We start from the raw sequence: 11,296 nt of genomic DNA, 5'->3' as shown, positions 1-11,296 counted from the left end.
TGAATCAAAAACGACGAGGGTATTGCGTGTTTTAAGGTCCCGCCTGGCCAGGGCAATCGCTCGGAAAGGGGAGACGAAAGGCTTGTGGTGGCCTTTTCCTCTTTGGACAATCAACAGGCGTGTTATAGAATTAATGGAAGAAAAAGATCATTTTTAAGACGACAGGTGTTTACTCTTGATGGTTAATATGTAAAATTTTATCATATAATTAATTGCCTAAACCTGTGAAGGAGATTGCTATTTTGAATATCTTACGCCTAGAAGACGTTAAAAAAACTTATAATGGAAAGTGCGCTCTTAGCATAGATTCTCTTCATATAAAAAGCGGAACCATTTGTGGGTATTTAGGTAGAAACGGTGCCGGAAAATCAACCACCATTAAGATCATTATGGGAATTGAATTACCCGATGAAGGCGATGTTTATTTTTTAAATAATAGAATCAACCATCAAGATCCTGGATATAAAAAATACATAGGGTACTGCCCAGATTATCCAGCTGTTTTCGAAAAACTTACCGTTTTTGAGCACTTGAACTTTATAGCCTACTTGTATGGTATGGATAATAAAAAAGAAATCGAATCAATTATTCGTAAATACATTGAGCATTATGAAATAGAAGAATATGAAAACACATTAATAGAAACTCTTTCCAGAGGGAATAAACAGAAGGTTGCCATTATATCTTCTATCATTCATAACCCGAAACTGCTGGTATATGATGAACCAACGCTTGGTTTGGACCCTTTAAGTATGAAACAATTCAAAACGATGTTAAATGAATATACTCAAAATGGCGGGACTGTTTTTCTTTCCTCCCACTCTTTGGATACTATCGAGGAGATTGCCGATTCCGTAACGATTATTGATAAGGGACAAATTGTTCGAAATAACATTGCAGTAAATGACATACGCAAAGCGCTCACTTCTGTTGAGGACTACTTGCTCTCGGTTGTTGAGAAATGAGGTGAAACTGCATGAATTTCATTAAATACTTATCATTCAAATACAAACTTAATAGTAACCATAGAAAGTCTAGTGCGGAAGCATTAGCTGATAAGGTTGCTTTTTTTATTTTAATTGCCATTGTAACGGCCATTGTGTATTTCATTATAAAGTTATTCCCGCAAAGTATTCAGGACAACATGAATCAGTACGCTATGGGTGTATTTGCTTTTGTTTATGTGATTTCGTTATCATCTGCCGTAAAAAAATATTACAAGGAATATTTCCTTGCTCCGGAGCGTGAAATCCTGCTCATTGCACCTATCAGAAACTCTCAAATCATCCTGTCGAGATTTTTTATCGTTGCTTTTGATGTGTTGGTGTTTGGCTGTATATTCCTGCTCCCATTTGTTACAGCCAATTATTTTGCCGGCAACATCCATTTCGGAATTGTTCTCATCACCATCCCTCAGGTTTTGGCTGTAGCCATCGTATCAAGCTTTTTTGCCCATACCTTATTTGCCTTTGCATATATGTTTACTAGAGGGAAAGGACTCAAGACAGCAGCTTATACCTTGGTTGTTATTGCCTCGGTTGGTGTTATAGCCATTATTGTATTTTGGCAAAATTATAAATCCTTCTTCTTGGTTCAGGACCATTTGTTGAAAGGGATTTTTCATGTCCTATTTAAGTATCCGGAATATATGCTGGCGAATCAAATCACTGGTGCTGATATAGGAATATTTTCTTTGGTTTCCATCGCCAATATGCTCATTCTCTTGTTCTTGGCTTTTTCTTTGACCAGTTTTTGTTATAAGAAAGGACTGCTATCTGTTTCATCCAGGGATTTGGAGAAATCATTTTACATAAGCAAATTGTCTGCATTTCTGAATAAGCATGTAGAAAATGCTTTCCTTAAAAAAGATATTCTTTATCTGATCAGGTCACCCAAATTGTTCTCGGTTTACATTACACCTATCTTATTTACCAGCATACTTGAAATCAGAATCCAATTCGCTTCGTTAGGTGTGTTTTTCTCCATTTTTATAAGTGTGTTTATTGCGATCATTGTGTCTATCACTTTAAATGTATTGCAAACAGATGATTTAAATCATAAGAATCTGCTGTTTTCTATACCTTTTGATATTGAAAACTTGTTCAAAAGCCGGATCATTCTCCTTTTTACGCTTTCAACTTTGGTCGCCGGTACTTTTATCACTTTCATTTGCCTAGTCGAATCGGTTCGCTGGGAATATCTGTTCTTTAGCCTAGTGCAATTGCTATTCATGACCTATATATCCTCGAAAGTATTGGTATCCCGAGTTATTCACAAAAGCAACAAAAACTTTTCCGGATACAGATACAATGGTTCTTTAGCTGGGACTATTTTCTACTACATGTTGGCATGGAATATTCCTTTACTGATATTATTCAGTTTTCTTTCTGGGTTTCTGATGTATGCAGTAGAAGAAGGCTTCACCTTATCTCTCTATACAGGTGGTATCCTGATCGTTGTATGCTTACTTGTGCTGGCTATGTTTTACAGAAGCACACGAATCCATATCAATCAACCAAAGGAGAATCATGTATGACAGACCAAGAGCGAAATGATAAGCCAAAAAAAACGGGGAAAATCAGCTTATTCTTTACTATTTTATGTATTGTTTTTCTCGTGCTTAAATTTACAGGCCTTCTAGATCCGGTGGTGGATTTTTTCAAAAAATAGCACCTCCTGGTCGAAATGATGCTGTAGGATAATCTCTTCAAATCCATATTTTGAGAAGGTTTTTTCATGATTGAACTTATCGGCAAATCTAAATTAGTATATCTAGTTGGTGTATCTAAAATTGGAAGAGGAGAGGCTAATAATCATCTCTTTATTGCATTTACCGGACTCATAGAAATTAAATCAAGAAAACGCGATTAAAATCAAAGAAGTTCGTGTGTAACAACGTAATTTTACGTAAACGAGAGAATAAGAGTGTATGTGTCCAAAGTTCGGGGGTTAATTCATCAAGTGATCAGATACAACCACCGAAACGTTGCTGGGTTATATTCCGAAAAGACTACCTGAAGCTGCACCTAATTCCGTTTGGTCATACCGGACGGCCACATGACTTCAATTGATTGTAAATGGTGTATACCAATGTGCTTCTCTATGGTGAAGATTGACAAAAAAATGCAATTATGCTTTAATATGAATGAATAAAAAAATATTCATTCATAAGAGGTTAGGTAACAGATGGATAAAAAACAGATTATCTTTAATTGTGGTTGGGAATTGTTTCACTCCAAAGGATTCAAAGACACGAATATCTCAGATATTGCAAAAATGGCGGGAATAGCGGTGGGTACTTTTTATAACTACTATTCCTCGAAAGAGAGATTGTTTTTTGAGATTTATATTAAAGAAAACGAGAAATTTAAAAAGCGTATTGTCGAATCTCTTGACATGAATCAAGATCCCGTAACGCTTGTGAGACAAATAGTGGAGCAGAACATCGGTGCTATGAACTCAAATAAAATACTTAAGGAATGGTATAACCGGGATCTTTTTCGGGAACTGGAACACTACTATGAAGAAGTCAAAGGAGATGATGATTCCATCCGCAGCTTATACACTGGATTATTTAAAAAATGGAAAGCTGAAGGAGCAATACGAGAGGATATTGATGATGAACTTTTGCCCGCCTTTTTTGACTCGTTAGCATATATCGATACACACAAGGAAGAAATTGGGATTCGTCATTTTCCACAGTTGATACAGTATTTGGCGGAGTTTATCATGAAAGGCTTAACGGATTTCAAAAAATAGGGTGAATACATGTAGTCTTTTTTTGTCCAAATATGAATGAATTATAAAATATTCATTCATATTTGGACGTTATGCAGGTCAAGATACTTCTTTATCAGGCAAAGATACATCGGGCATTCTTGATAAAAAATAGTAAAGTGGAGGTTCTAACATGAAACGAAAAGGGGAAATCGTGTTAAGCATCATTGGAGGCGCATCGAGTCTTATTATGATCGTGATCGGCTTAGTTTTCTTATACCGCAAAGATGATGAAGCTTATTTGAACTATTTGCATGCCAATTGGAGTGAAAGCCAAGTGGCTACTTCGCTCGAGCAGATGAATCAAGCGGGAACGATGTGGGTTCTCCCCGGAATTATCGGCATTGCACTAAGTATTATAGCTATTATCTTGTTGAAAGGTAACGGTGGCCCGAAACTCACAGGCTGGATACTTATTCTTAGCTCGGTGGTGGTTTGTATTATTTCGGTGTTCGGATTCATTCCTGCCATGTTCTTTGGTATAGCAGGAGTTATGGTATTGGTTAGAAATCCAAATATAGGAAAAAGCAAGCAATTGGGTAAGTAAGGTTGTAATCTAAGGACAAATAGCGAATTTTTTTCGTTTTGGGGGTGAGCTTTCTTCTTAAATTGATGGCGATGTGGTGAGAGCTGAGTTTGCATAGCAAGTCTACATGAAACCGCCATTAAGAGAATAAGTGTTGGCGTGTTCCCCCGTCTTTTTTTCACAAGGAAGAGACACGGCCGCTTTGTGGTGACGATCCGCCCTAGATTGTACTGGATAATCAACACCCTTGATAAAATATGGCAATGCACTGGTTCGATTTTATTGCGATTTTTGATTCTCTTCTCGCTATATCGTTTGTAATTGAATAAGGGGAGCTGTACATCCATGAAAAAAGTTTTATTACTTCTTGCAAATGGTTTTGAAGCTGTCGAGGCAAGCGTATTTACAGATGTCATTGGATGGAATCTGTTATCAGGAGATGGTTCGACTAAGCTGGTAACTGTTGGAACTAGAGATAAATTAAAATGTACATTTAATTTCACAATTATTCCCGAAATGACACTAGATGAGGTAGATGTAGATGAATTTGACGCATTGGCAATTCCAGGAGGATTTGAAGAAGCCGGTTTTTATCAGGATGCTTATAGTGAGGAATTTCTTAATATTATTAGGGAATTTGATCAAGCGAAAAAAATTATCGCCTCTGTCTGTGTGGCATCCCTTCCAGTTGCGAAAAGTGGAGTGCTTAATGGTAGAAAGGCAACCACATACAATTTGAAAGATGGAATAAGACAAGAGGAATTGGCGACGTATGGTGTTCATGTGGTTAACCAACCGATTGTAATAGATAAGAACATAATAACTTCCTATAACCCGTCTACAGCATTCGATGTAGCATTTAAACTTTTGGAACAATTAACATCAGAAGAAAATTGTAACTATGTAAAAAAATTAATGGGATTCCAAAATGTTAAGAATCGTGTACAACCGCCTTCAATTTCGGGAAACGAATAGGCTCTTAAGTTATAGATTTGAACCGGAAAGGTACCGGATCGTACGTATGTCATCCCCTAAGGCAGTGAGAATGATATGTCACGAAAATCATACCATGATGCTGGCGGATTGCCAGAAGATATTAAGTTTAAGCCCGTTGAGCCGCAGAAGGCTCTGTTCAAAGACGAGGTCCGCAAAATTGGTAAGATGTGTGGATTGCCTGAATCTATCATATGGTGCCGGGCTGTTCCCTGGACCGGGTTTGGCCATTTGAGTGCTAGGCAAAGTAACTGGGGACAAAGCTGATGATTGTTCGTGAATCCGACGCGATTCTGCACGAGGAAATCGCACAGGCTGACTTCGATTGAGAAATCCGGCAATATTTCACTTCGCTTCCGTACATAAAGAGTGTATTCCCGATAGTAATTGTACGGAGTTTGATCCCCAACAACGGGATGTGATTGTAAGATTCATAGAAAACACTATTCTTTCATTATTTTAGAGAAAGAATAGTGTTTTTTCGTTTTGGGGTACCGGAAAATTTTAGTTTGATAGTGCTGCTAGACTAAAAAGTAGACATGGAGAACCGAGAATCGGGTAAAATGAATCTATCCAAATTCGAGGTGCTACCATGACGAAAAAATACGATAAAGAATTTAAACTGCAAACGATTCAGATGATCCAGGAAGAAGGGAAAGCGGTGGCGCAGGTCGCCCGCGAACTGGGGATCAGCGACAACACCCTGTATCGTTGGATGGCGGAATACAAGAAAGACGGCGCACAGGCCTTTCCAGGCAGTGGGCAACTGAAAGCCGACGATAAAGCAATGAGAGATCTTCAGAAACGCCTTCGTGATCTGGAAGAGGAGAACGACATCTTAAAAAAGGCGATGCACTACTTCGCCAAAGACCGGCGCTGATCTATGCCTTCATCCACGATCATCGCTTCAAGTGCCGAGTCTCGAAGATGTGCGAAGCCTTTGAAGTATCCCGAAGCGGCTATTACAAATGGACCCAGCGAAAAGCCAGCAAACGTGAAAAGCGACGTCGCAAGCTGGAGCGGCGGATCCGTCGTATCTTTCTAGAATCCCGTCGATTATATGGAAGCCCCAAAGTAGCAAAAGAACTGCACAAGCAGGGCATACGAGTGTCCGAGAAAACAGTCGCTCGGATCATGAAGGAGCTGGGTTTACGTTCTCGCACGGTGAAGAAATACAAGGCCACAACCAACTCGAAGCACAACCTGCCTGTCCAAGAGAACGTGTTGAACCGCGAGTTTAATCCGTCCGCTCCAAACAAGGCCTGGGTGGCTGATATTACGTATATCCCGACCGATGAGGGGTGGCTATACCTGGCAAGCATCATGGACCTGTACAGTCGTAAAATCGTTGGATTTCACATGGATGAGCGAATGACGAAAGAACTCGTGTTAACGGCGCTGGACCGCGCCCACAGCCAGCAGCGACCGTGCGAAGAGGTTCTGCATCATTCGGATCGCGGCAGCCAGTACGCTTCTCATGACTACCAGGCGCGGCTGCGCACCTACAAGATGAAAGGCAGTATGAGCCGCAAAGGGAACTGCTACGATAATGCGTGTATTGAATCGTTCCACAGTGTGCTTAAGAAAGAACTTGTCTACTTGGAGAAGTTCAAAACACGCAAGCAAGCCAAGAAACGCATTTTTGAATATATTACCTGCTTCTACAATGGAAAACGAATCCATTCCGCGATTGGGTATTCTACGCCCAATGAGTGCGAACGTATGTACCGATCTGCCGCATAATTTTCTCGATTCTTTGTGTCTACTCTATTGACAGAGGTACATAGCGATGCGGCAAGATCCCTTTAATCTTATATATAGAATAAAAATACTGCGTATATATACAACACTTTATGATTGTTCATAATCATTCGTTGTAAACTATACTACTAACGGTCCCGAATGTCCTTGGAGGGGGATGGAGGGTGATTTTCCATCACCCTTGCTCCAATAACTTATTTAGCAATTCTTCAAATTTGTTTGCGCTCATTATTTCGTGTGTAATGAATTCTCCATTATAAAACAGACCAAAAGTCGTCCAAATAGTTGGTGCATTCTGTGCCTGTTCCCTCGTTGTTAACTTATACGTTTTAAAGTTAATTCCTTTAGTATTTGCTACTTTTCTTAAATCTTCTAAAATACCGACAGCGAAGGGACATTGTGCTGTGTAATAAATTACAACTCCTTTTTCCTTAACCAAAGAATCTTTTACTTGTTGTTTAAATGAGGGGACAACTGCTCTGTCATTCCATTTTAATGCGACTAACTGAAAATAAGGTTCTGCTTGATCCACAATTTCAAATCCCATATGTTTAAAGAAACGTTTATCACTTAAGTAAGGAAGCTTTTTCTTTCCTACAATATGTACAATCCCATCCATACCTCGATTCATTGCATCTTCTTTGCATTTATCTAGTAATTGTTTTGCATGACCGTTATCCTTATATCTTCCAGAAACCCAAAGACAATCAATATACATATAATTAGGTGCATCAATAGGAACCCATGCCTTGTCTGCGGGTAAATATTCAACAAATACTTTTGCGCGTTCGTGCAAGCGATAAAACACTAATCCTTCATCCATTCGATCTGTCAGCCAATTTTTTTTCTCGTTTACTGCCTGCTTATATTGTTTGGCACCTAAGGCACAACATATATGTTCGTATTCAATATTGTTTTTTGTTAGTTGAATATACTCCAAACTTCTTCCTCCACCTTTTCCATAGGCTAATTAAATGAATATAAACGTTTTAATTATCCATTATAAACCATATTTCATCTTTTTCTAAATAATTTTATTGTGATAAGCGTCTTGTTCATTTTACACATAATATGACGATGTGTTGTGCAATTTGTTGAACAAAGCTAACCTCACTGAATAATTCTTAAAGCGTGTTAGGAGAATAAATAAGGCTGCAATTCTTGTGAAAAGGAGGGGTTAGGATGTTAAACCAAGAGAGGGTGCTTTATACTGAAGAAAATGGAATGGCTTATACCGGTCTAGAAAGATAACAAGTTGACACTTCACACGACTAAAGCCATATCAAGTTTCCGACCTCACTTTCATATTTTCTTATTACGAGAATATATAATAAGGAGTTTTTTTACTTGAAAACAGTTGTAATAGCACAATTAAACAATATAGAGGAAATAGTAAAAATTGATAGCGAAGTAATGGGTAATGATAGTAGACGAAAATATATAAAAGAGGCCATTGAGGAAGGAAGATGCTTAGTTGCAAAAAAGGATAACTTTATTGTAGGATTTTTAATATTTAATACCCATTTCTTTGATTGCAGCTTTATTTCCTTAGTAATAGTATCGCCGATAGAAAGGCGAAAAGGATATGCAACCTTCCTAATAAAGTATTTTGAAAATATATCGCCAACTAAAAAAATTTTTTCTTCAACCAATCAATCTAATATAAATATGCAAAAAGTATTTGAAGCAAATGGATTTATTCGTAGTGGATTTGTTGAAAATTTAGACGAAGGGGACCCGGAGATTATTTATTTTAAGCTAACGTAAGGCTTCTGTCACATATGAGGGTGTGGTTATAGTCAGCTGCCGCAAAATTGAATTGAAGCTACGGAGAGAATGCTGAAGGAGGAGGAAAAATGAGGAAATGGAAAAGTGCTATGTTTGAGCCTGAGGATGTAAAGCAGCGGATATTGGTTTTGGCTGCTCTCGATTTGATCTTATGTTCAGTAAAGTGGCAGCGTGTGCACCGTTATGAACCATACTGGACTGATAGCGCTTCACTTGGAATCATCGATAATGGGGCAGGAGATGATTTATATATCATCTTTGCTCCAGAGGGAATTCTTATCAAGGGCTTCGATCATCTGTCGCCATTAAGCCCGCATGCAGGTGAGGAATACGGAGTATGGCCAGGTATGTACGATGAGGTACCAGCTAGTCTTGTTGCTTATCTGGATACAGATACGTTCGAGAAAGAGAATGTGACGTTCTGCCTGTGGCGGGAGAAATACGATGCCGAGTGGAGAACAGGAGAAGTTGAGAACCCGGAGGGCCTAGATGATGGTTCTGACTTTTTGCTTGGAAGGCTGGGGTATACCGCTGAAGATTATGTGGAATGGGCCAGAAGCTACTATGACAAGTCGCTCCAACTCCAAGTGGTTAGGCAAGTGTATAACGGTGTTGTTATTAACGAAGAGATAATTACAGTGCTTAATCCGGGGCGAGATGCTACGGCGGCGCTGGCAGAGCTGGACGAATTGGGCATTCGGGTATGTAGGAGATGAATAAAAATGGAGCAATAGCGGAAATAACAGGAATCTCCATCTGATATGTGATATACTACATATCAAGAAAGCAATATATTCAATATTTTGTTAAGGAGGGTTTATTGTTAGTATTCACATTTCACTGAAAAACTTAGCCATGTATTCGTTGTGAAGAAGTTCATATTACAAAAGAAACAATGTGAATAAAGGAGCGATTAAATTGAAAAAAACGATTGGAATACTTGGTGGAATAAGCTTAGCTTCTACCATTCAATATTATAAAAAAATTACTGATTTATATTATGAAAGGTATAATGATTACTATTATCCTGAAATTAGAATTAATAGCCTGGACTTCCAGTATTTTACCGATTTAGAGAATGAGCATAGAACAGAGGAGTATATTAATTATATTGTGAAGGGAATTCATGCGCTTGAAAAATCGGGGGCTGAGTTTGTCATTATGGGAGCGAATTCACCACATTCTGTTTTTAATGAAGTGCTAAATAAAATAAATGTACCAATGATAAGTATTGTAGAGTCAACGGCCAAAAGAGCAACAGAGCTAAAGTTGAGTAAGGTTTTACTAACAGGAATAAAATATACAATGCAAGCAACCTTTTATCAGGAGGTCTTCAAAAAATATAATATAGAGGTCATTACTCCAAATGAAGCTCACCAGGATGAGATTAATTCAATTATTTTTAATGAATTGGTCATAAATATTTTTGCTGATAAAACGAGAAAAAGAATGCTTGATATTGTACAAAGCTATCATGTAGAAGGAGTCATCCTGGGCTGCACTGAGTTGCCATTATTAATAACGCAAAACATTTGTCCTATTCCGGTATTAGATACTTTATCTTTGCATGCAAAAGCTGCACTTGATTTTTCTTTAAACGAAGAATATAAATCATTATCTTTTACATAGAATTCACTTGACGTAGTAACAAAAGTTCAGGTGGTTGGAAGGAGGAGATTCGGAAAAAAGAAGAAGGTGGATGCGCCCTGAGTCCTTCCTTTATTTTAGAGAGAAGGTTCGTGTTCTTTTTGTTCGAGGGATTCAGCCATATTGCCATCAAGGTAATATGGCTGGGTTCCGTTTGAAAAATGCTAGTCCCACCAGAGGGATACGGCTTTTCTTTTCTTAATTTCTTCCTCTAGAACCTCTAGACTGCCACATCCTTGATCAACAATATCTGGACAAAAATCATATAAATCATTACAAAACCATGTCCAGTCTTCCGGTTCATTTTTTAAGAAGAATCGTACAGTATCCGTTTCCGCCTGGGTAATGTCGATTCCAAAGGCTCGGTCATATTCTTGCAACTTCTTAATTAATTCCTCTGTCATCATATCGTAATTGCAAGCATCCGTTTCTGCTATACGTAAAATATCAAATTGTGACTCCCCTTCTGCGAGTACAACTTCTACGACTTCATCCTCAGGAGCATTATTGGCAAGAAAGTTGGTCGTTCCTATAAAGACGATAAGCCCCTTTTCTAGTTTTGAACGCAAGGATGTGATAATATCATATGCATCAATCGAATTTACTAAAACAGAATATGTCCCTTCCTTCTTCCCTCTTCCAAAATCTACAGTAGAATAGGAACGGATAGGTTGATTTGCGAGCGTTTCTAATTGTTTAACAGCCTCTACAAGATTCATAAATATCCTCCTGAAAAATTACATTTATTACTTGTCAAGTGTTATACAGTGGTATGTGAACTACCCACCACTTAAAACCTGACGA

13 protein-coding genes and 1 pseudogene are annotated in these 11,296 nt (G+C 38.3%); 12 read left to right on the top strand and 2 right to left on the bottom strand.

What is annotated here, in order from left to right; translation table 11 throughout:
• Positions 1–242: 242 nt before the first annotated feature.
• The 9 genes and pseudogenes from HMPREF0083_RS12445 (at position 243) to HMPREF0083_RS12410 (ending at position 7,039) form a co-directional block, all read left to right on the top strand.
• The gene (locus HMPREF0083_RS12445) at positions 243–965 is read left to right on the top strand and encodes an ABC transporter ATP-binding protein (protein ID WP_051354643.1); all 723 of its coding nucleotides are present in this window, start codon (positions 243–245) and stop codon (positions 963–965) included.
• A gap of 11 nt (positions 966–976) precedes the next feature.
• Positions 977–2,536, top strand: a complete 1,560-nt coding sequence (locus HMPREF0083_RS12440) for an elicitor-associated permease-like protein (RefSeq protein ID WP_021621747.1) — start codon at positions 977–979, stop codon at positions 2,534–2,536.
• Positions 2,533–2,670 (top strand): hypothetical protein, encoded by a 138-nt coding sequence (locus tag HMPREF0083_RS28055; protein ID WP_021621746.1) that lies wholly within the window; start codon positions 2,533–2,535, stop codon positions 2,668–2,670. Before HMPREF0083_RS12440 ends, HMPREF0083_RS28055 begins: the two co-directional genes overlap by 4 nt.
• A gap of 66 nt (positions 2,671–2,736) precedes the next feature.
• Positions 2,737–2,871 (top strand): hypothetical protein, encoded by a 135-nt coding sequence (locus HMPREF0083_RS29755; protein WP_021621745.1) that lies wholly within the window; start codon positions 2,737–2,739, stop codon positions 2,869–2,871.
• Positions 2,872–3,186: 315 nt separating this feature from the next.
• A complete protein-coding gene (locus tag HMPREF0083_RS12435; RefSeq protein ID WP_021621744.1) occupies positions 3,187–3,759 on the top strand; it encodes a TetR/AcrR family transcriptional regulator in 573 nt (190 codons plus the stop codon).
• 151 nt (positions 3,760–3,910) lie between these two features.
• On the top strand, positions 3,911–4,324 hold the full coding sequence (locus tag HMPREF0083_RS12430) for a DUF4064 domain-containing protein (protein WP_021621743.1): 414 nt from the start codon (positions 3,911–3,913) through the stop codon (positions 4,322–4,324).
• A gap of 324 nt (positions 4,325–4,648) precedes the next feature.
• Positions 4,649–5,278, top strand: a complete 630-nt coding sequence (locus tag HMPREF0083_RS12425) for a DJ-1/PfpI family protein (RefSeq protein WP_021621742.1) — start codon at positions 4,649–4,651, stop codon at positions 5,276–5,278.
• An 84-nt stretch (positions 5,279–5,362) separates the two neighbouring features.
• Positions 5,363–5,622 (top strand): annotated as a pseudogene (locus tag HMPREF0083_RS12420) (glutamine-hydrolyzing GMP synthase); the annotation flags it as partial.
• A 266-nt stretch (positions 5,623–5,888) separates the two neighbouring features.
• Positions 5,889–7,039, top strand: a protein-coding gene (locus HMPREF0083_RS12410) for an IS3 family transposase (protein WP_248931314.1) whose coding sequence is annotated in 2 segments (ribosomal slippage) — positions 5,889–6,144 and positions 6,144–7,039 — 1,152 coding nt in all. Because the reading frame shifts where the segments join, the coding sequence is not laid out codon by codon here.
• A gap of 193 nt (positions 7,040–7,232) precedes the next feature.
• Here the strand turns inward: HMPREF0083_RS12410 and HMPREF0083_RS12405 are convergent.
• A complete protein-coding gene (locus tag HMPREF0083_RS12405) occupies positions 7,233–7,997 on the bottom strand; it encodes a GNAT family N-acetyltransferase (protein WP_021621739.1) in 765 nt (254 codons plus the stop codon).
• A 407-nt stretch (positions 7,998–8,404) separates the two neighbouring features.
• On the opposite strand from HMPREF0083_RS12405, the gene HMPREF0083_RS12400 reads away from it, so the two are divergent.
• From HMPREF0083_RS12400 to HMPREF0083_RS12390, 3 genes are all read left to right on the top strand, one after another.
• Entirely contained in the window at positions 8,405–8,824 is a 420-nt protein-coding gene (locus tag HMPREF0083_RS12400; protein ID WP_021621738.1) for a GNAT family N-acetyltransferase, read from the top strand.
• Positions 8,825–8,913: 89 nt separating this feature from the next.
• Positions 8,914–9,561 (top strand): hypothetical protein, encoded by a 648-nt coding sequence (locus tag HMPREF0083_RS12395; protein WP_021621737.1) that lies wholly within the window; start codon positions 8,914–8,916, stop codon positions 9,559–9,561.
• A gap of 202 nt (positions 9,562–9,763) precedes the next feature.
• Positions 9,764–10,474 carry an aspartate/glutamate racemase family protein gene (locus HMPREF0083_RS12390; RefSeq protein ID WP_040302590.1) on the top strand — a complete coding sequence of 237 codons (711 nt, stop codon included), beginning with the start codon at positions 9,764–9,766 and terminating at the stop codon, positions 10,472–10,474.
• A gap of 182 nt (positions 10,475–10,656) precedes the next feature.
• Here HMPREF0083_RS12390 and HMPREF0083_RS26410 read toward each other — a convergent pair whose 3' ends face one another.
• On the bottom strand, positions 10,657–11,211 hold the full coding sequence (locus tag HMPREF0083_RS26410; RefSeq protein WP_021621734.1) for a DUF4253 domain-containing protein: 555 nt from the start codon (positions 11,209–11,211) through the stop codon (positions 10,657–10,659).
• Between the last annotated feature and the right edge of the window lie 85 nt (positions 11,212–11,296).

Origin of the sequence: Aneurinibacillus aneurinilyticus ATCC 12856 (genome assembly GCF_000466385.1) — a bacterium.
Lineage (GTDB): Bacteria > Bacillota > Bacilli > Aneurinibacillales > Aneurinibacillaceae > Aneurinibacillus > Aneurinibacillus aneurinilyticus.
This window is presented reverse-complemented; position numbering and strand designations above follow the sequence as displayed.